Raw genomic sequence first — 26,117 nt, 5'->3', positions numbered from 1 at the left:
CATGACGCAGATCGTCAAAGTTAAAACCGGTTCAAAGTTCGAAGAAATGGGCAGTTATTCACGAGCAGTTGCCATCGACAATTGGATTTACGTATCAAATACAGCAGGGCGTAATCCCGACACACAATTGATAAGTGAAAGTGTGCTTGAACAGACTGAGCAAGTGTTTAGCAATATCGAAAGAGCTCTATACGCGCTAGATAGCTCGCTCAATGATGTGGTGATGTCGCGAGTGTTCATTCAAAACCCTGAAGATGTATCGATCGTTATGGAATTGATTGGCACTAAGTTCAAAGGAATAAACCCAGCGACAACAGTTACGTGCCCACCTTTGGGTTCGACCATTTACAAGGTTGAGTTAGAGGTAACAGCGTACCGAGGTGCTTCAGGTTTGGAAACACAACAAATCGTCATAGCGTAAAGGAGTGTGGATGGGGCTATGCCTCATCCTCTTGGGGATAAAGGATTATGACTAAAACACTTGAACGAATTCAGACTACAGATGTAATTCCAGAATCAACCAGTGTGGTGATCATTGGTGGAGGAATTGTTGGTGTTAGTGCTGCACTGACTTTAGCAGAAAGAAATATACCCGTGGTGTTGCTCGAAAAAGGACATATAGCCGGAGAACAGTCTTCAAGAAACCTTGGTTGGATTCGTAAGACAAGCCGACATTTTGATGATGTACCGTTGGCACTAGCGGCAGATAAACTTTGGGCTCAGATGTCACAAAGAGTCGGACGTGATGTTGGTTATAAACAAGCTGGCATCATGTTTTTATCCGATTCAGAAGAACAATTGGCGATGCATGAAAGCTGGTTAGAGTCGGTTAAGTCGCTGGAATTAGACTCTCGTATGTTAACACCTACGGAGGTCGACACTATGGTTCAGGGTGGGAAAGGTAAATGGTTAGGGGGAATATATACTCCTTCGGATGGTCGTGCTGAGCCAGCGATTGCAACCAGTGCAATGGCTCAAGCCGCCGTTAGAAAAGGCGCTATTTTAGTTCAGAACTGCGCGGTACGAGGACTATCGCGCTCGGCGGGAAAAGTGACAAGCGTTGTCACTGAACAAGGCGAGATCCGATGTGAACAAGTACTGCTAGCGGGTGGATCTTGGTCACGACGCTTCTTGGACAACGAGGGTATTGCTCTTCCTACTTTGCCGTTGATTTGCTCAGTTATGCGTACTAAGCCAATGGCAGGTCCAACCGAGATTGCCGTTGGCGCTTCAAACTTCTCTTTCCGTAAACATCAGGACGGAGGATTCATCATTACTCAACGTGGTGCTCTGGATGCGCCTTTATGCCTAGACCATCTACTCATCGGACACCGATACTTGAGACAACTTAAGAGTCAGAGAAGTTATTTGCGTGTTTCACTCGGCAGTTACTTCTTAAAAGATTTAGCAATTTCAAGACGTTGGGGTAGCGGTTCTCCTTCACCTTTTGAGAAGGTGAGAACGATTGATCCATTACATAATAGTGGATTAAATCAGGAGGCCTTAACCAATTTACGCAAAGCCTGGCCAGCGTTTGATAGCGCACAAATTGAAGAAGCTTGGGCTGGACAAATCGATGTAACACCAGACTCAAACCCTGTTATTGATCGGATACAGGATATTCCGGGATTAACCATCGCGACCGGTTTTTCAGGGCATGGTTTTGGTACAGGACCTGCGGCAGGGCAGTTAGCCGCAGATTTAGTTAGTGGTATGAACCCAATCATAGACCCGTCACCTTATCGGTTTGACAGACTATAGATTGAACATTTGGTTTAGGTCATAAGACTCAATTTACAAAAGGAATTTGGATATGAGCGATACTACATACTCAAGCAAAATTGCAACCGCTGCTGAATCAGCGGATAAAACGAAAATCAAGAAAATGGGATTGCCAACCATGATGGCAATCTGCATCGGGCTTGTCATTGTACAAGGTTCGATGATCTCCGCAACGCAGGGTATCGGCATAGGTGGAATGGCATTTGTTGCTGCGATGGTTTGTGCATACATATTGGCACAATTCAACGCGATGAGTTTTGCGGAACTGTCTCTCATGTTTCCTCAAGAAGGCACGCTAGCCACTTACACGCAAAAAGCGATAGGTCACTTTCCCGCAATAGTGTCTGTCTTTTCGGGTTATGTGGTGGTCGCGATTTTGGCATTACCTGTCGAAATGTTCTTGGTAGATGCAATGTTGGCAGAATTACTGCCGGGCGTATTCCCTGAAAAGTTAGTGCCGATTGCGATTTTGGTGATTTTAAGTGTCACCAACCTGATTGGCGCTGACGTGTTTGCGAAAGTTCAAAACATGTTAGCGTTTGTTTTGGTCAGTGCACTTGTTTTGATAGGTATCTTTGCCATTACTGGTGCTACTGAACCACATCCAGTTTTAACTGGCGACAGTGTTGACTGGAGCTTCGGTGGAGTGCTGGATGGCAGCTTTGTTGGCTTAATCGCATTAGCGATGTGGCTGATGGTTGGCGTTGAGTTTATTTGCCCAATGATCAATGAAGTGCAGAATCCGACAAAGAATATACCGCGTGCGATGCACTGGTCATTAACGATGATATTTGCCATTTTTCTAGCATTTGCTTACGGTGCAACACTGTATCTGGATGCTGAAACATTAGTTACGTCACCGATTCCTTACCTAAACTATGCAAACGGTGTGTTTGGTCAAAGTGGTTTGTTAATCGCGACTGTGATGGCACTGACGGCGACATGCAGTACGATTAATACAATTCTGGCGTCTATTCCTAGAATGTTGCACGGCATGGCGATGCAAGGACAAGCGTTCCCTCAGCTAAAAGCGAAAAACCGTTACGATGTGCCGTGGGCTGGAGTGGTAATGATTGCAGCATGTACTGCGATAGCGTTCATGTTGGTTGATATTGATTCACTGATTGTGTTGGTTATTGCCGCAACGACAAGCTGGTTACTGGCTTACATGGTGGCTCATATTGATGTTATTGTATTGCGTAAGAAACTGCCTAATCACAAACGTCCTTATAAAACCCCGTTCTTCCCAATTCCACAAATCCTTGGCATTGTCGCTATGGGCTACGTCGCCTTACATAACTCGCCATCTGAGGACATGACCCAAATGGTGTTTAGTGTTGCGGGTGGTATCTTGTTACTGATCAGTATCATTGGTGCGCTGTGGGTGAAGTTCTATATGAAGCGCGGTTTGTTTACCCCTGATATGAGCTAGCCAACACACATAAAAAATGGCTTTGCTCTGTTGGACACTAAAATAAAGGCAGCTTTTGCTGCCTTTGTTAACTGCTTACCGAGTGGATAGCTGTCTACTTATTGCTTATCTTTTTCTTGTCGATTTTCGTAGTATTCCCACTGTTCGACCTTCTCATCATCTGAAAGTACACAATAGGTCACGCGTTTATTGTTTTCAGAGACCATTGCTAATTTTCCACCTTGCTGCACACAGTAGAGTGAGGCTGGGCTCGTGGTTGCTTCATACTCCTTCACAGCGTATTCATCCGGTTCGTTTGAGCAGCCAACAAGTAGTGCACTACCTATTAAAGCTGAAATCACAATACTGTGTTTTTTCATCGGGTATCTCCATGGGCTAGTTGAGTTCTTATAACTTCGTTCTACTTGATGCAAAAGCCGTTCTTTCTGCCGTCAATGACTCCTCTACACGTATAACAATGTGTCGGTTGAAGCGGCTATTTAACGATGGGCTGTAAGGTCAAGTGATTACGCTATATGGAAATTGTAGAATATTTTTTTAAAAACCATTGTCTTAAGTTTGTTAAAAAAGTGATGCTGTCTAAAATTAAGGCATAGTGCTTTCTTGAGTTGAGCATCAATAGTGGTGAAAGCATGAGGGGAAGAATGACGAGTATGAAAATTTAGGGGATTTACTAATGGCGGAGAACAAATATCGGCTTGTCACCCGAAGTGACTTTGACGGATTAGTTTGCGCAGTGTTGCTAAAAAAACTTAATTTGATTAATGACATTAAGTTTGTGCATCCGAAAGATATGCAAGATGGAAAAATCTCAATCACAGAGCACGATATCACCACCAACTTACCTTATGTTGAAAACGCCTTCCTGATATTTGACCATCACCTTTCTGAAACCATTCGCAATACTGAACCAAGACTTAACCATGTTATCGACCCTAATGCACCGTCTGCTGCGAGAGTGGTATGGGACTATTACGGTGGTCTGGATGTGTTTCCGGAAGCATGGCTTGAAATGATGGCAGCGGTGGACAAAGGTGATTCAGCACAGTTCACACGTGATGAAGTACTGGATTCTACGGGTTGGAACCTGCTTAACTTTTTGATGGACGCAAGAACGGGTTTAGGGCGCTTTCGCGACTTTAGGATTTCAAACTACAACTTGATGATGGATCTGATCGATTACTGTGGTAATCACACCATAGATCAAATTCTCGATCTGCCTGATGTTAAAGAGCGGATAGAGTTGTATCGAGAGCACGAAAACAAGTTTAAAGAGCAGGTGATGAAGTGCGGCACCGTATATAAGAATTTGGTGGTGCTGGATCTCACTGGTGAAGAAGTGATTTACGCAGGTAACCGTTTTATCATTTATGCCCTTTACCCACAGTGCAATATTTCAATTCATAAAATGTGGGGATTTCAAAAGCAGAACATCGTGTTTGCCACGGGGAAATCTATTTTTGACCGCAGTTCGAAAACCAATGTGGGTGAACTGATGCTTGAATATGGAGGCGGTGGCCATCATGCCGCGGGGACTTGTCAAATTGATGTTGAACTCGCTTCGAAAGTTGAGCAAGAGTTGATTAAACGAATCACCGCAGAAGGTTGAATTCATGGATTGTTCCAAATGACTCAAGCCCCGTTTAACGGGGCTTTTTTATGTTAGAATTCGCGCCGAGAAAATTAAGGGAACAACCATGAGACATTTACAAACTGCCGTTCATCCAGATGTTGAACGATTAAGCCAATACACAGTTCTGCAACGCAAAGCGACAAGAGCGATTGTGGTTGATGGTGAGGATATTTTGATGCTCTATACCGAGCGATATCATGATTACACTCTACCCGGTGGTGGCTTAGATGACGGGGAAGATGTGCTTGCGGGTTTGGTACGTGAACTGGAAGAGGAAACCGGGGCGAAGAATATCCATTCCATTAAGCCTTATGGTATCTACGAGGAGTTTCGTCCTTGGTACAAAAACGATTTTGACGTGATGCATATGATCTCGTATTGCTACACCTGCAAGATTGATCGTGAACTTGGCGATACCAAATTTGAAGACTACGAAATACGCAATGGCATGGAGCCACGTTGGATTAATATTCACCAAGCGATAGCTCACAACGAAAAAACCATTCTAGAAAGCTCGAAAAAGGGAATGAGTATCGAGCGTGAAACCTATTTGCTGCGTTTGATTGCTCAAGAAATGCTCTGAAATCTCTAAAGCGTGAGACATGAACATAAGAAACCGCTGAAATGTAGATTTGTTGCAATTTGCTGACGGTTTGGCGGTTTCGTTCTGTGGAAACTTCTCTATACTTATCCAAGTGACTGAATTATTAATAATATCCTGCATTATCTCGATATGAGCTATGTATATGCCGATGGTTAACTCAGTGTCATTTTGATAAATAGAAGGATTCGCGGAATGGGAAATGCCAAACCACTTGTTTTAGGGATTGTGCTTACTGCAATTAGCCACTTTTCTTTGGCGGAAGTTATTGAAACCACCAGTTTGGTTGGCTTTGGTGAAGCAAAGTATCCGCAAGACTTTACTCATTTTGATTACGTCAATCCTGATGCTCCCAAGTACGGCAAAATCACTTACGGACAGGTCGGTACTTACGATAATTTTAACCGTTATGCTTCGCGTGGTGTTCCTGCAATCTATACCGGTGAGCTTTATGACTCTTTAATGTATTCACCAACCGATGAAATTGACTCCTATTACCCCCTTATCACTGAAAAAGTGCGCTATTCCGATGATTACACCTGGCTTGAATTAGACATTAATCCTAAAGCTCGTTTTCAGGATGGTGAGCCAATCACCGCAGCCGATGTGGAATTTACCTTTAACAAGTTCATGACTGAGGGCGTACCTCAGTACCGCGTCTATTACAAAGAGATCAAATCCGTTAAGGCGATAGCACCACTGACCGTGCGTATTGACATGTCGGAACCCAATAGAGAAAAGTTGTTTAGCTTTGCTCAGGGAACCCGAGTGTTGCCCGAACATTTCTGGAAAGACAAAAACTTCGCAGAGCCTTTAAATGAGCCACCAGTAGGTAGCGGCCCTTACAAAATATCAGACTACAAAATGGGTCAGAGTGTGACCTATCAGCTGGATGAAAACTACTGGGCTAAAGATCTTCCCGTCAATGTTGGACGCAATAATTTCAAACAAGTCCAATACGATTATTATCGCGATGATACTGTCATGCTGGAGGCGTTTAAGGCGGGAGAGTTCGACTTACGCCAAGAGAGCCAAGCTAAGTTCTGGGCGACATCTTACACTGGCGTTAACTTTGATAATGGCTTTATCAAGAAAGAAGAAATTGAACACAATGCACCAGCCAGTACGCAAGGTTTTGTGTTTAACACCCAACGTCCCATTTTCCAAGATGTACGAGTGCGAGAAGCATTAAACTACGCGATGGATTTTGAGTGGATGAATAAGAACATGTTCTATAGCCAATATTCACGCACTCGCAGCTATTTTCAAAACACAGACTATGAAGCGAAAGGTTTGCCTAGCGCGGAAGAGTTAGCCATTCTTAATCCGATAAAACAAGCAATTCCGCCACGAGTATTTACGGAAGAGTACCAACCGCCAGTAACAGACGGCAGTGGTCGTATTCGCTCGCAAATGAGAGCGGCTTTTGCGTTATTAAAAAGCGCAGGTTGGAAACTGAAAGATAAAGTGATGGTTAACGCTAAAACCGGTGAGCCAATGACGTTTGAACTGCTTATCTACAACCCGACCACTGAGCGCATAGCGATACCGTTGCAAAAAAATCTCAAACTGATGGGGATTGAGATGAAAATTCGCACCGTTGATAACACGCAATATATTAAGCGACTACGTGACCGCGATTTCGATATGGTCTCCTCATCTTACTTTGCTAACCCATACCCAAGCTCTAACTTGATGATTGTATGGAACTCAAACTACATAGATTCAACTTACAATACTGCTGGAGTGATGGATCCTGTCATTGATGATCTGACGTTTCAGATTTCAAAAAATCAGGAGCAACCGAAAAAGCTGTTAAGTTTGGGGCGTGCACTTGACCGAATTTTACAGTGGAACTTCTACATCATTCCTCAGTGGCATTCGAGCCTTTATCGTGTAGCGATGTGGGATAAGTTTGAGCGACCAAGTGTGATGCCGAAATACGATTTGGGCTTAGACACTTGGTGGATCTCGAAAGAGAAAGCCGAAAAACTGCCTGAAAAACGTCGATAAGAGGTTATATGGCTGCCTATATTTTTCGTCGTCTGTTATTGGTTATTCCCACCTTGTGGGCAATCATCACTATCAACTTTTTTATCATCCAAATTGCACCGGGAGGGCCTGTAGAGCAAGCTATCGCTCAGTTAGAAGGACAAACATCCGGTGTAATGGAGCGTTTTTCCGGTGGTGGTCAGGAAGTTGATTTGTCGAGTACAGACAACAGCAATGGCGGTGGATACAAAGGCTCTCGCGGTTTGGACCCTGAGGTAGTGGAAGCGATAAAGCGTCAGTTTGGGTTTGATAAACCTTTACACGTACGTTATTTCGATATGCTGAAGAACTACGTCACGTTTAACTTTGGAGAAAGCCTGTTCCGTGGCGGTAACGTGATTGATTTGATTGTCGATCGTCTGCCTGTCTCCATATCTCTGGGATTATGGAGCACCTTGATCATCTACCTGATTTCCATCCCGCTGGGAATTATGAAGGCGATACATCATGGGTCCCGCTTTGATATCTGGTCGAGCGCGTTGGTGATTGTCGGCTATGCCATTCCCGGTTTTTTGTTCGCTATCATTTTGATCATCTTATTCGCCAGTGGTAACTACTTTAGTTGGTTCCCTTTGCGCGGACTGATTTCGGATAATTTCGACAGTCTCAATTGGTACCAGCAGATCATCGATTATTTCTGGCATCTCGCGTTACCTACGTGCGCTATGGTGATTGGTGGATTCGCAACATTGAGCATGTTAACCAAGAACTCGTTTCTGGATGAAATCAACAAACAGTATGTCGTAACCGCTCGTGCAAAAGGGCTGGATGAGGGCAGTATTCTGTATAAGCATGTATTCCGTAACGCCATGCTGATCATCATTGCGGGATTTCCCAGCGCTTTTATCAGCATTTTCTTTACGGGTTCGATGTTGATTGAAGTGATGTTTTCTCTGGAAGGGATTGGCTTATTGGGGTTTGAATCTACCATTCAAAGGGATTATCCGGTGGTATTTAGTTCACTGTATATCATGACTCTGCTTGGGCTATTGCTCGGTATTATTTCGGATTTAACTTATACATGGGTTGATCCGCGTATTGATTTTGAGGCGCGCTGATTGTGGTAGTAAAAAATGGGGCGCTACGAAAAAACGCAACAGCAAATCCGCTTACCGTCGCGCGTTGGCAAAGATTTAAAGCCAATCGCCGTGGTTTCTGGTCATTGTGGCTGTTTTCACTTTTGTTTATTGTCAGCTTATTCGCAGAAGTGATTGCCAACGACAAGCCGCTGTTTATTTCCTACGATAATCAGTGGTTCTTCCCTGTAACGAACGCCTATTCTGAGACGCGTTTCGGCGGCGAGTTTGAAACCGAAGCGGACTATACCGACCCGTACGTCATCGAATTGATTGAAGAGAAAGGCTACATCATTTGGCCTGTGATCCGCTTTAGTTACGACACGATTAACTTCAACATTCAAGGTTCGGTGCCGTCTGCACCTGATGCTGTGAACTGGTTAGGCACAGATGACAAAGGACGAGACGTACTGGCACGGATCATTTATGGCTTTCGTATTTCCGTTTTGTTTGGATTTGTATTAACAGTAGTCTCTTCGTTTGTTGGGGTGATTGTTGGTGCAACTCAAGGGTATTACGGTGGCTGGCTAGACCTGCTGGGGCAGCGTTTTATTGAAGTGTGGTCTGGTCTGCCAACCCTGTTTTTGTTGATCATTCTATCGAGCTTTGTGGAACCGAATTTTTGGTGGTTACTGGGAATCATGGTGCTGTTTAGCTGGATGAGTTTGGTCGGTGTTGTTCGGGCAGAGTTTTTGCGTTGCCGAAATTTCGATTATGTCCGTGCGGCGCAAGCGATGGGAGTGAGTGATTCGCGCATTATGCTGCGCCATATGTTGCCAAACGCTATGGTGGCCTCACTGACTATGATGCCGTTTATTCTTTCTGGCTCAGTGACGACATTAACTTCTTTAGATTTCTTAGGCTTTGGTCTTCCTGCGGGTTCGCCTTCATTGGGTGAATTGCTTGCGCAGGGGAAAGCGAATCTACAAGCTCCTTGGCTCGGTATTTCTGCGTTTGTCGTGCTTTCTATGATGCTGACGTTACTCGTTTTCGTTGGCGAAGCAGTGCGTGATGCCTTTGACCCAAATATGCAAAGGAGAGGATAGATGAGCGAACATTCGTTAAAAATCGAAAGCCTGCTTAAAATCGAAAACCTTTCTGTGGGGTTTGGCCGTGGAGACGCTATTGATAAAGTAACAGAGCAAGTTTCTTTCTCCATCAACAAAGGGGAAACACTCGCGCTGGTGGGAGAGAGTGGCTCTGGGAAATCGGTCACCGCCAATGCAATTTTAAAGTTGTTACCGAAGGGCTCTGCTCACTATCTTGAGGGTAATATCCAGTTTTCAGGGTTAGATACGCTTAGCTGTTCAGAGCGCCAACTGAGAGGCATTCGAGGTGGACGCATTGGTATGATATTCCAAGAGCCTATGGTCTCGTTGAATCCTCTGCATAAAATTGGCAAACAGTTGGTGGAAACACTGGCCATTCATCGTGGAGTCAGGCAGAAAAAAGCCGAAGAGCAGGCAGTAGGCTGGTTAGCTAAAGTTGGTATTCGTCATCCCGAACAAAAAATCAATGCTTATCCTCATGAGCTTTCTGGTGGTGAACGCCAAAGAGTAATGATAGCGATGGCGTTGATTAACGAGCCTGAGTTATTAATTGCCGATGAGCCGACAACTGCACTTGATGTTTCTGTGCAGGCGCAGATACTCGATTTGCTGAAGGAGTTACAACAAGAGTTGGGAATGGCGATGCTGTTCATTACTCATGACTTAAGTATTGTCAGACGGATTGCAGATCGCGTTGCGGTTATGCAGCACGGTAAGCTGGTGGAAATAGAAGCGTGCAAGACACTTTTCTCCTCACCAAAGCATCCATATACCAAGCTATTAATCGAATCTGATCCTCGTGGTGTGCCCGTTAACGTCGACTTAAACAGCCCAAGTTTACTGTCGACTGAACAATTAAGAGTGTGGTTCCCAATTCGAGGTGGGCTGCTAAGAAAAACCATTGCGCATATCAAAGCGGTTACTGATATGAAATTTGACCTGAAAAAAGGACATTCTATTGGCTTAGTGGGCGAAAGTGGATCGGGTAAATCAACCACTGGTATGGCGATACTAAAACTGGTGGATTCCGAAGGTTCTATTCGCTACCAAGGAAACGAGCTGCAAGGGCTAGACAGAAAAAGCATGTTGCCTTATCGAAGCCGAATGCAGGTGGTTTTCCAAGATCCCTTTTCGGCGTTAAACCCTCGTATGTCAGTCGCTCAAGTGATTGGCGAAGGGCTTAGAGTGCATTTTGAACATGACGAGCAAACCATCGATCAGCTCATTTGTGAAGTAATGAAAGAGGTCGATCTCGACCCTGAAACTCGCCATCGTTACCCAAATGAGTTTTCCGGCGGACAACGTCAGCGTATTGCGATTGCAAGGGCGTTGGTTTTAAAGCCTGAGTTCATATTGCTTGATGAGCCAACGTCCTCGTTAGATCGCACGGTTCAGGCGCAGGTGCTTGATTTGCTTAAATCGCTTCAGGAAAAATATGGTTTAACCTATCTGTTTATTAGTCACGATTTAAACGTAGTGAAGTCTCTGTGTCATTACACCATCGTGATGAAGCAAGGTGAAATCGTTGAGCAAGGGGAAACCCAAGCTTTGTTTAATAAGCCTACGCATCCGTATACTCAGGAGTTGGTGAACCTGTCTACGTTTTAATTTTTCGTCATGCTTTGATCAACATAAGTAAAGTGTTCAAAGCCGTCTCTAAATCTTCATTGCGTTTCGCTTTACCGAGCACTCGCATGCCTTGCATCTGCGTTAAGATAAGCTGAGCTAACGCTTGCGGGTTGTGAGATGCACGCAGCTTACTCTGGCGTTGAGCATTGCTAACTGCTCTCGAAATAATCTCTATCAAATGGTCGAACAAAAAATGGCCTTTCTGTAATACGGTATCATCAGTTCCTGCATGTTCCACAAGGGCGTTTTGCATAAAACAACCGCGGTTGTTCAGCCTTTGCAATTCTGCAAATTGCTTAAGAAATTGTTCCAGTTCCTCGAGTGAAGCATCCTGATTTTCCAATGACGACAGCGTGGGAATAGAAATGCTTGATAGGTATTTCTCCAATGCTTGGTAATACAGGTTTTGCTTATCGCCGAAAGTGTTATAAAGGCTAAAACGGTTGATTTGTAATGTATCAATCAGTTCAGAGATCGGAGTATTGGCGTAGCCTTTCTGCCAGAAGAGTTCCATCGCTTGAACAAGCTTTTCATCTCTATCAAAGTTACTTTTTCTCGCCATATCGCTGCTCTCACCTGCAATAATTAATTCTTGACTGATCGTTTAGAAAACGAATAAAGTCTAACCTAAACGATCGGTTAGTTAAAGCCAAAATACAAGGAACAACAATGAAACTATACGAATTTGCCCCAACTCCAAGTTGTCGCCGAGTTTCCATTTTCCTCAAAGAGCTAGGTGTTGATGTTGAACGCGTTCAAGTCAATGTGCGTGAAGGCGAGAACCTAGTGGATGATTTCAAGCAAAAAAGCGTCAACGGCAAAGTGCCTATGTTGGAATTAGATGGTGGTGTCACTATTTGTGAGAGCGTTGCTATTTGTCGTTACTTCCATGAGGCTACACCCAACAGGAAAAACCTTTTCGGTGAAACACATTTAGAAACAGCGCAAGTTGAAATGTGGAACCGTGTGCTGGAATTCCAAGGTCTGTACACGGGGTTTCAAGCATTCAGAAACATCTCAGGTATTTATAAAGATCGCGAAACGTGTGTGGAAGAGTGGGGTATTGAAAGTAAACGTCGTGTAGAAAACTTCCTACCTCAACTAGAGCAGCAGCTAACAGATAAATCATTCATTGTTACTGAAGCATTAACAATTGCAGATATTACTGGTTTTATATTTGTAGGATTTGCGGAAAAAGCCCTACAAATTGATGTTTTAAACCAGTATCCAAATATCGCTCGTTGGTTTAATGAGTTATCTCAACGCCCAGCATTCCAGTAAGTTACAGCAATAATTAATTATAGCCTCCTTATTATTTTTCTTTGAGCGAATGAAATTGAGTATTGTTTGTTCGGATTAATAAAAAGGAGGCTTAGTCTTAAGTAACACTTTATTCCTACATTATTGTAATTGTTTATAAGAATATTCATTCCTACTTCCTATATATTGCGCCTCAGCGATTAGGTTACATCTGATAATGTAGTCAGATAGCGCTTACAAAAACCAATAAAATCGTTATATAACAATATCTTACTGTGTTGTTTAAATTGTAGGTCATTTGACTTTACTCGCAGTTTTTTTATTCTTACATTCTATTTTTGATATGTATGAGTAAATTGTGAACCGTTTATTCCTATTATTTATTGCTGTTATTTCAGTAGTGTTTAATACCTACGCTCTGTCAGCTCAGAGTGGTACAAACGCAATGCCAAAACAGATTAGAGTGGCATTGCTTTCTCGTACATTAGACAATCTCGCATATCATGATCCTACGTATGATATTGAGACTGACGCGGTAAATAGCCTAGCTAACAGTCTCAATTTGGATGTGGAATATATCGTTTATCCGACAATTTCAGCATTGCATAACGCTATCGATAAAACAGAAGTTGATTTAGCTATAGGCGTATCTGATACAAGCTCATCCAACTATATTTATAGTCAAACCTTGTATCAAAGTTCGATTGCTATTTGGTATCGAAATAAAAATCTGATGCATGTTTCACCTAGTTCAATGAAATGGGCGTGTGTGAAAGGTTCCATTTATTGCAAAAAATTGGTTTCACGTAATTTGCCAAATATTTATGAAGCGTGGAACTTTGCTGATGCTATCAAGCAGGTTAATTCCGGTCAGGCGGATGCAGTTCTTGACAGTTATGTCTCGTTATTGGCGTATGTGAACTCTTCTACTCAAACCATTGGTCGTATAGAAATACCGGATTGGTTTGAGACAGAGAATATTCGTATTGCCGCGCTTAAGAATAGCGAATTTTTGTTGAAAAATATCAACTTGGCATTGAATCAAGAAGCAAAACGGTCTGGTTTCCATACAGATAATGTTTACCACAAAATAGATACTGCACGTACTGCCGTATCGACAGACGGCAACCCAACGATTCGATATTCGTTTTGGGATGACTCATATCCCCTGTTTTATCGCGATACCAGCGGTGAAATTGCGGGCTTTCTTCCTGACTTACTCAAGTTAATTGAAATTCGTACATCAATGCGGTTCCAGTATGTTCCTCTGCCAGATGATGAAACACCTCTAGGATTACTTGAGCAAAAAAAGATAGATTTTGTTCCAGCCGTTGTCATGGATTCTCATGATCTTGACTGGACTGCGGTATCGAACCCACTGGCATCGATCAAATACTATCCAATTAGTTATAAGGGTTTGACCTATAAAGAGAAAGCGAAAGAAGGCGTTTTGTTTGACGACACTCCTGCTTATCAAAGCGTTAAGAATAGAGTTTTTGGCGAAAGTACAATTACTTACGTCAGCATTAAGCAGTTAATGGAAGATCTGAGAGATGGCAAGTTACGTCAAGCTTACGTGCGTGAAGATATACTCGATTATCTGGTTGCAAATGATGATGACGATAGGCTCGTTATTAAGCGTAACTCGTATAAAGAGATCGATATTGCGATCATGGTAAGAGAAGATGGACGACAAATCAGTGATCTGATTGACGGAGTAGCTTCAACTATCAACCCTAAAGAGTTGCATCGTCTACAAAATGGGTATACGCAGTTCAATATCGTCTATGGTTATGACAAAAACTACGTCATTGTTGGCTTGTCGATTCTTGCCAGCATTATTCTATTACTCGTCTTTATCTTTTATCTGTGGAAGAAAAATTTTCAGTTGAAGGTATCACTGAAAGAAAAAGAAGCGCAAAGAACACAGAATGATTTACGTTTCCTACAGAACATTATTAACGGGTTACCGAACCAAATCTTCATTCACGATGCGAGCCACAAGTTGTTGCTGAGCAACTGTTGTGGTGTCGAAAGCGGTAAGTGTAAGAACTGCAGCCTTTCTCAGAAGGAACGCCCTGATTATAAGGTGATTGAAAATGGTGAAGAACTATCACGCGTGCTAAAAGTGGGTGAAACCATTCAGCGTGACGTGGATGTTCAGATGTGTAGTGCCGGTTTGCAGACGATTGATTATTTCAGAACTCGTATCAGCGGCTCTGGTAGTAACGAAGAATTTGTCTTAACTGTTGTACATGATGTATCGGCACAGAAAGAGCAAGAGCGTGCATTGCGTGCAGCGAATGAAACAGCGCAGCATGCAGTACAAGCACGTGAACGTTTCTTGGCCAGTATGAGCCATGAACTTCGTACGCCAATTGCCGGTATGGCCGGTTTGTTAGAAATGTTGAAAATTCGCACTGATGATGAAGACACTCTAATGATGATCAATAACATCATTACTTCTACTCGCCATCTGCATTTGTTAGTGAACGATATCTTGGATTTCTCAAAGCTAGAAGCTCAGCAACTTGAACTGGATTTGGGTGAATGCCATTTGCTGCGTGAAGCAGGAGAATTGCTGCGAGTTCATTGTGCTTCAGCTCAGAAGAAAGGACTCAAGTTTGAGGTGAATTGGCAACCAACGACGGTAAAAGTGGTTAAAATCGATGCACTACGTTTCAGTCAGATTATTAATAACTTACTGTCGAATGCGATCAAGTTTACCGATGCTGGAAAAATTAGAGTTGATGTTTCACTGGATGAAAATCAGGTATCTCTTGCAGTAACAGATACTGGCGTTGGGATGAGTAAAGATGTCATCAAGGGCGTATTTAATCCGTTCTTCCAGGCTGACTCTACAATTGCTCGTCGATTCGGCGGTACAGGTTTAGGTTTGGCAATTGTCCACAACTTGGTCACTGTTATGGGCGGTAAGATTAACATTGATAGTGAACCAAATATTGGGACAACAGTGTCGTTTACCATTCCTCACGAACTGGTTCGCACATATGAAGAGTCGCTGAAAGTGGTATGTGCAACTTATCACGGCACAGACCCGTTGATCGCCAATTGGATAAATATATGGACGAGCAACAGCGGTAGTGCTTGTTCACTCGAAAATATTGATATTTATGACGAAGAAAATTTCGATGAGCGCAGCTGTGAGTTTCAACACAACATTATTATCAAGAAAAACCTTGATGTGTTCCGCAGCAGCAATGGTCATTGTGTCTACCTGAACTCAACCCCTTTCTTTCCAGATCTATTGTTCGATGCAGTTGTCGGCAATGAAAAAATGCCAGTTTCTGATGAAGAAAATATGCGTTCTCTACTGAAAGGCAAAGTGCTGGTTGCTGAAGACAATCCAATTAATCAGTTGGTGTTCAAACAACAATTAGTCGAATTGGGAGTGGACGTTGATATTGTCGATAACGGTTTAATTGCACTTGAGCTTTTACAAGCAAAACCGAAGGAATACGACATTCTAATCACCGATTGCCATATGCCAGTAATGGATGGCTATGAACTCGTGAATCGCGTTCGCTTGCAACCAGAGTTAAACCATATAACGCTAATTGGTTGTACTGCTGAAGATTCTCGAGTCGCGAATGAGAAGGCTGCGAACTCTGGTTTCGATACCATGTTGTACAAACCTTATGGCATTAATCGAATGTATAAACTGCTTGCGCAATATCTTTCTTCTGACATATCAGATGCTGATATTTGGTTGGCGAAATACGATGCAGGAGACGCTCAAGTTTTGTCACAAGTGTATGTAGATACTATGGAAAGTGACTTGGCTTTGCTATTAGAAAACAAAGGCGACCGCAAGTTAACCAAGGAAATTGTTCACCGTATTAAAGGTGGTTCTGGAACGATTGGTGAAATCACGGTTCAACAAAGTGCAATGGATTTAGAAAATGGATTGTTGAACTCTGATGGCAACATCGACCAATTATTTGAGCATTTGGTAGGCAATATCACTACCAGTATTGAACAAACAAAAGCGTGGATAAACAATCATGTCTTATAGAATTCAACGAGTACTTATCGTTGACGATGATCCTATTCAGTGTATTACGCTGAAAATACAGTTGAAGACCTTTGGTATTGACGATGTACGTGTTGCACAAAGTAGCAAACACGGTTTGGCAATTTGTGAGATTCAAGAGTTTGATCTTGTATTTTGTGATTTGTCTATGCCGGAAGAAGATGGCTTAACGTTTTTAAATGCGCTTAAAAAGCAAAATTACCAAGGTAAATTGTGTCTATTGAGCGGCCATGACAAAAGCATTATTGCGTTGGCTGAAATGATGTGTCGCCAACTTGGTCTTGGCATCATTGCATCACAGAAGAAGCCAATCTCGAATACAGATTTGGCATCAGTACTGAAATCAGTTGCTCAGGCGAATCCTACTCCTAAGGTGAGTGACAACGTGATCGAGTTCTTACGTTCAGATCTGGATTCAGCTTTCGACTCAAACCGGTTGGTCAACTTTTATCAACCACAATGCCATTTTGACAATGATACGCAAAGCGGTAATGAGGTTCTCATTCGTTGGAATCATCCAGAGTATGGTTATCTAAGCCCAAATGCTTTTTTGCCGATTATCGATAAAGAACAATGGCATGTGCGTCTGTTTTTCTACGTATTGGAACAAGCATTGGAAGACCATCGTAGTGGAAAGCTATCGGGGTCTATTTCAGTGAACGCGGCCTTAGCCAATTTCGGTGATTCAAACTTTGCTTTTCAGGTGCTTGAGTATTGTGAGCGTTATGATTTTTCTCCCCGAAATTTGATTATCGAAATGACGGAAATGGAAGTGTACAAACACAATCCAACCATGTTTGAAAACTTCGCTCGCTTACGTCTTAACGACGTTGAGCTGGCTATTGACGATTTCGGCGCGGGATATTCTTCGCTAATAAAACTTGCGGACTTACCGTTCACCGAAATGAAAATCGATAGGGCGCTGATTACGTCCTGTCATCGCGATAAAAGGAAAAACGCGATTCTTTCTTTGGTTGTTTCAATGGCGAAACAACTGGGTATGCGTCTTGTTGCTGAGGGAGTCGAAGACAATGAAACTTGGGCGCATTTACAGAGCATGGGGATAGATCTTTGCCAAGGTTATTTTACAGGCAGACCCCAACCAATTGAATATAAATTAATGGCTTAACGAGGCTACCCAAAATGATTCAAACAAATACTTCTTTAACTTGTCTTGTTGTCGACGATCACCCACTAGTATGTGCTGCAATCAAACAACTTTTAGACAAAGGCGGACGATTCGAAACTATCATCGTTGAACAAGATCCAATTAAAGCGCAAAAACTGATTCAAAAAGAACAAATCGACTTTTTAATCTTAGATGTAAATCTAGTAAAGTCAGATGGCTTTGAGTTGTTACGTCGTATAAAGTCTCATGGCTTTACGGGCAAATCATTGTTTATATCTGCCAACGATAGCCGACTCTACTCTGAAACGGCTTACAAACTGGGTGCAGACGGATATGTCTGTAAGTCAGAAGATTTAAATATTCTTAATGATGCGGTTGAATGTATTTTAAACGGCTATAGTTTCTACAAACTAATGAAAGACAGTGGGTCAAACGATGTTCAACTGTCTAAACAAGAACTTGTCGTTTTCACTTACTTGGTTGATGGCAAATGTAACAAAGAGATTGCTAGCATTCTGTCTCTAAGTCCGAAAACAATTAGTACGTATAAATCTCGTATATTGGAGAAGTACAACGTCAAATCGATTGTTGAGTTAATGAGCATCAACAAAAACATTATCTAATAGTTAGTTCACATAATATGGCGATGACAACAAAAAAAAACATTAACGAAATTGTGCTGACCAGTTTTATGGTCAGCTTGATCCTTTACGTGATCTCGATGGGATTTTATGTGGATTCGCATATTAATGAACGTGAACTGGAGTTTGAAAAATTTTCGAAAACAATGGCGCAGTACAACCAAGTGCTCTTTTTCACTGGCAAAATACTTGAAAGTGAAGTGAGTAAGTACGACGCCATTGAAACGGAAAACCAAACGCTACCAGATGGTCAAAATCGCCGCCTTTCCCACTTTAATGTGAGTGATGAACTGACCAATATTGATATTGCAATTGAAAACGAGTTTCATCAGTTGGTTGAGGAAATGCCGACTATTCTGCCGGAAGAAGATGTGATGTATTACCGCTCTTACATCAGCTCCTTGACGTCAGTCGATAAGAAAGACGCCAATATCGAAATTGAGCAGTGTTCTGGTCAACGAAATTGTGCTTTAGAAGCTTCTGAGAGACGATTGGTCGATCGGATACTGATATCAGACCCATATCAAAATGAAGAAGGAAAGGTGTTTATCACCGTATCGAGTCCAATCTATTTCCAAGGCGGCATCATTGGTGATGTGAATATTGATATATTCATGTTGCGTTTTGAAGGGGCATCGGAAGTTCGTGTAGAAAAGAAAGTCATCAATGGTGTAACTTTCTATGACTTTATTTACGGTAACGAAACGACTGACAGTAAGTTTGCCTACACCATTGACTTTGTAGCGGATAACTCAACCGTCTATGTGTATAGAGTTCCGGTGTTATCTATTGTCTATAACACTTTTGTGTTTTTCTTTATCCTTTGGTTAGCGAGCGGATTTGTTTTATACCGATTTAAAGAATTGCATCTTAATAAGATCAAACTTAGCGAAGCAGAAAGCAGTATTGTCCACGATCAGATGACGAGTCTTATGAACCGAAACGTGCTTGAAAGCGACGATTTCAAAAATGCCATCAAGGAGAAAGGGGCCAGTATCCTTGCTATTGATGGTAATAAGCTGAAAACGATCAATGACACCTATGGACACCATGTTGGCGACGAAGCGATAAAGCAAATAGCTAATGCCATGAAAGAAGTATTCCGTGATACGGACTACTTAATTCGCTCCGGCGGTGATGAGTTTCTTGCGGTATTGCCTGGCTGTAAAAAAGCGAACGCTGCCAAGTTAGCTCTTCGTTTAAAGGAGTGTGTTTGTGAAACCACATTTTCTCCATACGCTCTAAGTGTTGGAGTGTCGGTGGGCGTTGTTGAAATGATGGAAAACGAGCCTGTCGAATCAGCTATCCGCCGAGCTGATGAAAATTTGTATAAAGATAAACAGGAATAATTCAGTCCCTTGATGGATTCGCCAATACTCAATAAGAGTGATAAATTGTTTGCAGAGATAAGAGTTCTTTCGCAAAACAGACTTTAAGTTGCTGTTTTGCAAACGTGTGGTAGAGAATCGGATTTGTTATGCCAAATAATTTAGACTACAACTTACTGCAAACATTTGTTTTATTGTACAAACACAAAAACTTAAAGTTAGCTGGCCGTGCACTTGGGGTGACTGAAAGTGCGGTGAGTAAGCAATTGTCCAAATTGCGTGAGCAGCTCGATGATCCTCTTTTTGTCCGAGACAACCAAGGTCTTGAACCCACGGCTTTTACTGAAGAAGTGGTTCCAAATATCATCGATGGAATCAACACCATTCAGTCAGCACTTGCTAAAAATACCATCGATAGCGAGAACTATGATGGTGACATCTCTATCGCTATTATGCCCGTAATGCACATGCAGTTTGGTTCAGATCTGTTGATGGGTCTTAAAGCAACATTCCCCAATGCCTCTATTTCGTTGCTAACTTATGACAACAACACTACGCAAGATATCATCAACGGAAATATTGATTTAGGTGTGAATTACTTTAATCCTACATTAAGCAAATCGATGTATCAGGGGCGCATCAAGTTATTACGTCACGGTGTTATTCTTCCCTCCCGATTGGCAAATTTGAGTGATGAAGAAATACTCAATTTACCATTCGTTGGAATGGCGGCGCGCGGTAGGCACGACATAAAAGCGATACTGCAAGAAATTACAGCGGCGGTAGGGCATGACCTGAACGAGTATGCCTACGTTGATAACTTAATTTGTATGTTGAACACAATTGATAAAATTGGAGGGTTTTCGATTAGTCAATTGTTTGATGTCACGGATGATAGATTCTGCTTCCGTGTTCTTCCGGAGATATACCAAAAAATTGATAATTATTCGTTGGTGACGGTGATGAAGGCGAGTAACAAAAGCAATCCCTTGCACATTTTGCTTTCAGATATTATCAAAAAGAAAGTCGATAGATTTTCAGCGCCTTAAGCGGACTCTTTCAGTTGTACGAGTTCAATAATTGAATCCACATTACATTTGTTCAAAATACGACTCTTGTATGTACTTACTGTTTTTGTACTGATTGATAGCAGTTCAGAAATACGCTTGTTGGTAAAACCTTTTACAAGGTAGTTGTACACAATGGTTTCGCGTTTTGATAATGCCGAAAATTCGTTGTCGCTGTTGTGTTTGAATACATTGTAGCCGCGTAGGACACTAGAAATAGCATCTTGAATGATCTCTGTACTTTCTGTTTTTAGTACATAGCCATTTGCGCCCATTTTTTTAGCAGCATTCGAATACATACTGTGTTCATTGCTTGATACAAACAATATCTTACCTGCGAACTGTTTTGCTCTCATACGTCGTAGGAAATCCAAACCATCAAAACCTACCAGCTGAATATCTAATATGATTAAGTCAATATCATGTTGTCTTAATGCTGATGCCGCTGCAAAAGCGTCGCCGGCTAACAATACTTTGTCAAAGCCATTGTTCGCTTTAAGCATCTGTTGCATCGCTTGTTGTACCATTGGGAAACTGTCGATAATCAGTGCAGTTTTTGTGTTGGTTGTCATGTTGTATACCCTCGGTTAATTCGTTAAGTGTTAACTCTTGGAACTACTATAGGGTTTTTCTTACAGAAGATGTGGAAAAGCGAACTTTCCAAGTGGGAAAGTGGGTAATGTTATGTTGGAATTATTCTCCGGTGTAATATTGAACAATTTTCTCTATTTCCCCTGAGTTTTGCAGCTCGATAAGCGCGTCATCGAATTCTCTGACAAATTTTTCTTTATATGGATACTTCTCTTCGTTGACGTTGGTGTAAGCCATATATCCCGATTCAGTATTAATATGTGTAGCAAGACTAAAAGTAAGAGGCTTCACTAGTACTTCTTCTTCAAGTAAACGCTTTGTTTCCCAAAGGATTGAGATGCGGTCATTCACATAGCAGTCAATTCTCCGACTACGCAATTTAATAAGATTGAGTTGGTTTCCCTTAGCTTCAGAGACAGTCAATTTCCCTTCGTCTGATGCTTGCCAGAAATCAGGCCCACCTATATTGAACCCTGAGTTAATGCCAATGATTAGCCCATAGAAATCTTCAGGCCATATTTTCCTAGGGCTTTTACTGATCACTTTGTTGTCACAAAAAACAACGACTTCTTCATTAAGCATTGGACGAGAGTAAGGGGAAATATAATCACGACTCTCCGGATGAAAATAGGGCGGCATTAACGCAAAACTGCGTCCAGATTCAATCAATTTCAGCCCTCTCTTCCAAGGAACAGGGCGAATAGTTATATCGAAATCGTTGAGCTTTTCATCTATTGCATGAACGATATCTGGATAAATACCAATGGCTTCGCCATCCTCCGCATAAGTATAAGGCGGGTAGGACTCATCAGTGAGAATTTCAACAGTGACTGTTTCTCCATAGCCCATTGGCATGTATGTTAATCCACTTAACATGGCTACCCAAATTCTGCGCATTATTAGTCATCCTTTTCTATACGCTTTCCTTTAGTTTAGTTTTATAAATGAGTTTCGGTTTATAAACAAAGTGTAAAACGCTAAACTGCAGAAAAATTTTATGGGTATGTGAAATGAACGAATTTGAATCCGATTTTGAAAATGATGAAGAAATCGAGATAGAGGCTATTGGCGTAGAAGTTGATAACCAACCCATTGAGCTTTATAAAGTTCTGAAAATTGCTGATGCAGTCAGTGGTGGTGGTGAAGCGAAGTATGCGATTACAGAAGGTTATGTTGCCGTTAACGGTGAGGTGGAAATCCGCAAGCGCCGGAAACTGTATGATGGTGATTTAATCGAATTTAACCAAGAGTTTTACTTGGTTATTTGTGACGCCCCTGTGACGGAAGAGGCGGTTGAAGACGTAGAAGTCGTGCCAGCAAAGCCTCAAGCAGAAAAGAAAAACAGAAAGCAGGAAAAGAAAAAAACAGCGCAAGAAAAAACAAATAAGAAGCCGAATTCAAAACCAAAACCACAGCCAGCAGAAGTAGAACCTAAAGAAGAAAAGATTGGTGGTAGGGGAGCGATCAAGTTTTTCTAAATTTAAGTTTTAAAATGGGGAGCATCAGCTCCCCATTTGTTTAACTCCAGTCGTCATCGAAAGAAGGTCGACCTTCTAGGGCGTAGGGATCTTCATCGAAAGGGTGTTCGGCTTTGCCACGTAACCTTTCCAATTGCGCTTCAAGCATATTAACCGTTTCATAATCTCCCTCTGAGCACGCTATGTATATTTGCTGCTCTAGTGCATCAATGCTTTCACGAATGTTCATTTAGCACCTCCTATATGACGGTGAATGACACGAGACCGTTTCTCATCACAATTGTAGACCACATACGATGATTTCCTAGTGTGTTGGACTCATTCAAGTATTCAGGTGTTGAATTCTTCAGGTTAGAACAATAATTATCACAGTCTCAAATATGAAAATATAAAATAAATTCATTAAGTTATGTAAGGTTTCTGTCAATATTCTTATCAGATATTTCCTAATGTGCAAATGATTGACTACACTTAGTTTTTATCCAACTCAGTGGTGATCTTAATGAAAAACAAAGCAATTAAAGTAGCTGTCGTAGCAGCATTGGGCGTGAGTTCTTTAACTGGTTGTATGGGCCAAATGGCAACCACAGGTTTGGTTGGCAAATTCAACTTAGAAGTTGTGGATAACCGTTACGGTCGTGAAGGTATGTTCCTGCTTCTATCACCAGTCTACGCTATCGCTTCTTTTGCTGACTTGTTTATTTTTAACGCAGTAGAATTCTGGACAGGAACTAACCCACTTTCTGGTAAGTCTCCTGCGGTTGTTGATACTCCAGCAGATACGATGTTGAAAGTGAATGACAGCCTAGACTCTTCAATGACGGAAGTTCCACTTTCAAATAATGGCGATGTTAAGTCAGCAACAATGCAACAGATCGATGAGAACACCATGCAAATGGATATTTCTTATCTAGATGGCTCTCACAAGGTTTTACGTGGTGAGAAAGGGGAAGACAGCGTAGCGTTTTACTTGAATGATGAATACATCACAACCGTTTCTAATGAAGAATTGGTTAACTACGTTCAGACTTCTAAAATCTAAGCTTTGTAGGCTTACTGGTTTTTAGTTTAAGCCTCCCTTTGGGAGGCTTTTTTGCGCCTTTAGACATTTGAGGAAATGATTGTAGATGCAAATCTAACCGCTTTAACATCAATTGCTTACTTACTATGCAAATAAACAGGTTTTTATGAAAAAACAGTTTCATTTTTTCTACTCTGTGGCATAGTAGCAACGTCCTTTCGATGCGCGGGCATCGTATAATGGCTATTACCTCAGCCTTCCAAGCTGATGATGCGGGTTCGATTCCCGCTGCCCGCTCCAAGTATTTCTACTTTCCAAAAATCCCTAAACCTATAATAAAACGCTTTAATGCGTGTTTTTGCATATCTAGCATTTGTGAATTTATTGTGTATTCGTTCACGTTAATTTGTAGGTGCCTAAAGTAGTAACGTATGGCAAATAGCATTTAAAGAATTGTATTGCTATAAAGCCCAATTTCCATACAAACCATTATCTATTCGTGGTTGCTATTCATATCTTCAAATAACCCTTCAACTTGAACCTTATTTTCAACTAAAACCTGTTGTATTTTAAGCAATTCTATCCATCGTTCGTACTAACGAAGTGCTATTGGTGTATCCCGAATTACACACATCTAAAATGAGCTGTGTGGAAATTCGCACAGTATTTGTGTGGAAATATTTAAAAAAACCAATAAAAAACAATTAGATACGATTAAATTAAAGAGTGGCACGACCCCTGCAATGTAAAGAACGAACACATTTTCGTTTAAAGAACAGAGGTCACTATGTCTAGTATTTCTACTACACAAGATAAGCAATGGTCGATGCCCAATCCCGGGTTATTTGTCGCCATTATCGTCGCCGCAATCATTTTGTTAGTACCGTTCGGAGGTGAAGAGCTTCCTGTAGCAGGTAAACATATGATCGCAATTTTAGCTTTCGCCGTTATTGTCTGGGTTAGTGAAGCGATGGATTATACAGTCAGTGCTGTTGTCATTTCGGTATTGATTGTAATCCTCATAGGTTTTGCTCCAAATATGGCTAATCCGGAAGTCATGTTAGGTACCAGAAAAGCATTGGGTATGGCTATATCTGGATTTTCAAGCTCTGTAGTCGCGTTGGTGACATCTGCGATGTTTATCGCGGCAGCTATGACAATTACAGGTTTGGATAGACGTATTGCGCTATTCACCATGTCCAAAGTAGGTACAAGCAGTAAAAGTATTTTGGTTGGTGCGATCGCCGTAACTATCGTACTTAGCTTAGTGGTACCTAGTGCAACAGCACGTACTGCCTGTGTTGTTCCAATTATGTTAGGTGTTATTGCTGCTTTTAATGTGGACAAGCGTTCACGTCTAGCGGCTTCAATGATGATTGTGATTGCGCAGTCAACAAGTATCTGGAACGTAGGTATTCAGACCGCAGCTGCACAGAACTTACTTTCTATGGGCTTTATTAGCAAAGCGATGGGTCCAGAGCATGTACTTGGTTGGACGGATTGGTTAATTGCAGGTGCTCCATGGAGTATCAGTATGTCAGTAGTTCTGTACTTTGTAACTCGCAAAGTAATGCCGCCTGAAGTAGAAAATATTGAAGGTGGTGCAGAAGCCATTAAAAAATCTCTTTCTGAACTGGGTCCTATGACAGGTAAAGAAAAACGTTTGATCGGTATTTCTCTGATGCTATTGAGCGTATGGGCAACTGGCGGGAAATTACACAGCGTAGATACTACTTCTGCAACCCTGATCGGTTTAGCTCTTATGTTGGCGCCGGGAATTGGGATTATGGAGTGGAAAGAAGTCGAAAAGCGCGTTCAGTGGGGCACTTTGTTGATGTTTGGTGTAGGTATTAGTCTTGGTACCACATTGCTAGATACGCAAGCTGCACCTTGGCTTGCAAATTTCGTAGTCGATTGGTTTGGTTTAGAATCTCTTAATTCTTTTGCTATCTTCGCTGTCTTAGCTGCATTTTTGATTCTTATTCACCTTGGCTTTGCTAGTGCGACAGCATTGTGTGCAGCTTTATTGCCGATTCTGATTAGCCTACTAGTGAGCTTACCTGAAAGTTCAGGCGTAAACGCTGCAGGTATGACTGTTCTGCTCGCCTTCACTGTTAGTTTTGGTTTCATACTACCGATTAATGCTCCGCAAAACATGGTGTGTATGGGTACAGATACCTTCACTCCTCGTCAGTTTACCCGCATTGGTTTGATATTGACGGTTATTGGTTACTTGATGCTGCTCTTATTTGCAGCAACTTGGTGGAGCTATCTAGGTCTTATCTAACAGGGGA

23 protein-coding genes and 1 tRNA gene are annotated in these 26,117 nt (G+C 41.9%); 19 read left to right on the top strand and 5 right to left on the bottom strand.

What is annotated here, in order from left to right; genetic code table 11:
• Nucleotide 1: 1 nt before the first annotated feature.
• Genes HUO09_RS13440 through HUO09_RS13430 form a run of 3 tightly spaced genes read left to right on the top strand, consistent with a single transcriptional unit; the run spans nt 2 to nt 3,214 of the window.
• Nucleotides 2–421, top strand: a complete 420-nt coding sequence (locus HUO09_RS13440) for a RidA family protein (RefSeq protein WP_188234298.1) — start codon at nt 2–4, stop codon at nt 419–421.
• Between the two features lie 47 nt (nt 422–468).
• Nucleotides 469–1,761, top strand: a complete 1,293-nt coding sequence (locus HUO09_RS13435) for an FAD-binding oxidoreductase (protein WP_188234297.1) — start codon at nt 469–471, stop codon at nt 1,759–1,761.
• Between the two features lie 52 nt (nt 1,762–1,813).
• Nucleotides 1,814–3,214: an APC family permease gene (locus HUO09_RS13430; RefSeq protein WP_188234296.1), complete on the top strand. Its 1,401-nt coding sequence runs from the start codon at nt 1,814–1,816 to the stop codon at nt 3,212–3,214.
• A gap of 98 nt (nt 3,215–3,312) precedes the next feature.
• Here the strand turns inward: HUO09_RS13430 and HUO09_RS13425 are convergent, their stop codons facing one another.
• Nucleotides 3,313–3,573 carry a DUF333 domain-containing protein gene (locus HUO09_RS13425; protein WP_188234295.1) on the bottom strand — a complete coding sequence of 87 codons (261 nt, stop codon included), beginning with the start codon at nt 3,571–3,573 and terminating at the stop codon, nt 3,313–3,315.
• Between the two features lie 317 nt (nt 3,574–3,890).
• On the opposite strand from HUO09_RS13425, the gene HUO09_RS13420 reads away from it, so the two are divergent.
• The 6 genes from HUO09_RS13420 to HUO09_RS13395 all read left to right on the top strand — a co-directional run bounded on the left by HUO09_RS13420 (nt 3,891) and on the right by HUO09_RS13395 (nt 11,233).
• The gene (locus HUO09_RS13420) at nt 3,891–4,823 is read left to right on the top strand and encodes an exopolyphosphatase (protein WP_188234294.1); all 933 of its coding nucleotides are present in this window, start codon (nt 3,891–3,893) and stop codon (nt 4,821–4,823) included.
• Nucleotides 4,824–4,911: 88 nt separating this feature from the next.
• A complete protein-coding gene (locus HUO09_RS13415; protein WP_167412060.1) occupies nt 4,912–5,430 on the top strand; it encodes an NUDIX hydrolase in 519 nt (172 codons plus the stop codon).
• A 213-nt stretch (nt 5,431–5,643) separates the two neighbouring features.
• Nucleotides 5,644–7,461: an extracellular solute-binding protein gene (locus tag HUO09_RS13410; protein ID WP_188234293.1), complete on the top strand. Its 1,818-nt coding sequence runs from the start codon at nt 5,644–5,646 to the stop codon at nt 7,459–7,461.
• 8 nt (nt 7,462–7,469) lie between these two features.
• A complete protein-coding gene (locus tag HUO09_RS13405; RefSeq protein WP_188234292.1) occupies nt 7,470–8,558 on the top strand; it encodes a microcin C ABC transporter permease YejB in 1,089 nt (362 codons plus the stop codon).
• Between the two features lie 2 nt (nt 8,559–8,560).
• The gene (locus HUO09_RS13400) at nt 8,561–9,622 is read left to right on the top strand and encodes an ABC transporter permease (RefSeq protein WP_167412063.1); all 1,062 of its coding nucleotides are present in this window, start codon (nt 8,561–8,563) and stop codon (nt 9,620–9,622) included.
• Nucleotides 9,623–11,233, top strand: coding sequence for an ABC transporter ATP-binding protein (locus HUO09_RS13395; RefSeq protein ID WP_188234291.1), 1,611 nt, complete (start codon nt 9,623–9,625; stop codon nt 11,231–11,233).
• Between the two features lie 7 nt (nt 11,234–11,240).
• On the opposite strand, the gene HUO09_RS13390 is transcribed toward HUO09_RS13395, so the two are convergent.
• Nucleotides 11,241–11,816, bottom strand: coding sequence for a TetR/AcrR family transcriptional regulator (locus HUO09_RS13390; RefSeq protein ID WP_188234290.1), 576 nt, complete (start codon nt 11,814–11,816; stop codon nt 11,241–11,243).
• A gap of 107 nt (nt 11,817–11,923) precedes the next feature.
• Here HUO09_RS13390 and HUO09_RS13385 point away from each other — a divergent pair, with 107 nt between their 5' ends.
• The 6 genes from HUO09_RS13385 to HUO09_RS13360 all read left to right on the top strand — a co-directional run bounded on the left by HUO09_RS13385 (nt 11,924) and on the right by HUO09_RS13360 (nt 20,715).
• Complete coding sequence (locus tag HUO09_RS13385) at nt 11,924–12,535, top strand: glutathione S-transferase family protein (RefSeq protein WP_188234289.1); 612 nt, start codon at nt 11,924–11,926, stop codon at nt 12,533–12,535.
• A 337-nt stretch (nt 12,536–12,872) separates the two neighbouring features.
• Nucleotides 12,873–16,550: an ATP-binding protein gene (locus HUO09_RS13380; protein ID WP_188234288.1), complete on the top strand. Its 3,678-nt coding sequence runs from the start codon at nt 12,873–12,875 to the stop codon at nt 16,548–16,550.
• Entirely contained in the window at nt 16,540–17,697 is a 1,158-nt protein-coding gene (locus tag HUO09_RS13375) for an EAL domain-containing protein (RefSeq protein WP_188234287.1), read from the top strand. Before HUO09_RS13380 ends, HUO09_RS13375 begins: the two co-directional genes overlap by 11 nt.
• A 14-nt stretch (nt 17,698–17,711) precedes the next feature.
• Nucleotides 17,712–18,320, top strand: coding sequence for a response regulator transcription factor (locus HUO09_RS13370; protein ID WP_165314017.1), 609 nt, complete (start codon nt 17,712–17,714; stop codon nt 18,318–18,320).
• A gap of 23 nt (nt 18,321–18,343) precedes the next feature.
• Complete coding sequence (locus HUO09_RS13365; RefSeq protein ID WP_223159442.1) at nt 18,344–19,687, top strand: diguanylate cyclase domain-containing protein; 1,344 nt, start codon at nt 18,344–18,346, stop codon at nt 19,685–19,687.
• 128 nt (nt 19,688–19,815) lie between these two features.
• Nucleotides 19,816–20,715, top strand: coding sequence for a LysR family transcriptional regulator (locus tag HUO09_RS13360; protein ID WP_188234286.1), 900 nt, complete (start codon nt 19,816–19,818; stop codon nt 20,713–20,715).
• Here HUO09_RS13360 and HUO09_RS13355 read toward each other — a convergent pair.
• Entirely contained in the window at nt 20,712–21,305 is a 594-nt protein-coding gene (locus tag HUO09_RS13355; protein ID WP_167412070.1) for a response regulator transcription factor, read from the bottom strand. The two genes, HUO09_RS13360 and HUO09_RS13355, sit on opposite strands and share 4 nt — an antisense overlap.
• 121 nt (nt 21,306–21,426) lie before the next feature.
• Nucleotides 21,427–22,221, bottom strand: a complete 795-nt coding sequence (locus HUO09_RS13350) for a transporter substrate-binding domain-containing protein (protein WP_223159441.1) — start codon at nt 22,219–22,221, stop codon at nt 21,427–21,429.
• Between the two features lie 113 nt (nt 22,222–22,334).
• On the opposite strand from HUO09_RS13350, the gene HUO09_RS13345 reads away from it, so the two are divergent.
• Nucleotides 22,335–22,802: an RNA-binding S4 domain-containing protein gene (locus HUO09_RS13345; RefSeq protein WP_188234285.1), complete on the top strand. Its 468-nt coding sequence runs from the start codon at nt 22,335–22,337 to the stop codon at nt 22,800–22,802.
• Between the two features lie 40 nt (nt 22,803–22,842).
• On the opposite strand, the gene HUO09_RS13340 is transcribed toward HUO09_RS13345, so the two are convergent.
• Nucleotides 22,843–23,031 (bottom strand): hypothetical protein, encoded by a 189-nt coding sequence (locus HUO09_RS13340; RefSeq protein WP_167412072.1) that lies wholly within the window; start codon nt 23,029–23,031, stop codon nt 22,843–22,845.
• A 273-nt stretch (nt 23,032–23,304) separates the two neighbouring features.
• On the opposite strand from HUO09_RS13340, the gene HUO09_RS13335 reads away from it, so the two are divergent.
• The 3 genes from HUO09_RS13335 to HUO09_RS13325 all read left to right on the top strand — a co-directional run bounded on the left by HUO09_RS13335 (nt 23,305) and on the right by HUO09_RS13325 (nt 26,110).
• Nucleotides 23,305–23,844, top strand: a complete 540-nt coding sequence (locus HUO09_RS13335) for a DUF3332 domain-containing protein (protein ID WP_167412073.1) — start codon at nt 23,305–23,307, stop codon at nt 23,842–23,844.
• 204 nt (nt 23,845–24,048) lie between these two features.
• Nucleotides 24,049–24,123: transfer RNA gene (locus HUO09_RS13330), tRNA-Gly, on the top strand.
• A 487-nt stretch (nt 24,124–24,610) separates the two neighbouring features.
• Entirely contained in the window at nt 24,611–26,110 is a 1,500-nt protein-coding gene (locus HUO09_RS13325; protein ID WP_167412074.1) for a DASS family sodium-coupled anion symporter, read from the top strand.
• The last annotated feature ends 7 nt before the right edge of the window (nt 26,111–26,117 follow it).

Origin of the sequence: Vibrio sp. Y2-5, from assembly GCF_014596725.1 — a bacterium.
Taxonomy (GTDB): Bacteria; Pseudomonadota; Gammaproteobacteria; order Enterobacterales; family Vibrionaceae; genus Vibrio.
This window is presented reverse-complemented; position numbering and strand designations above follow the sequence as displayed.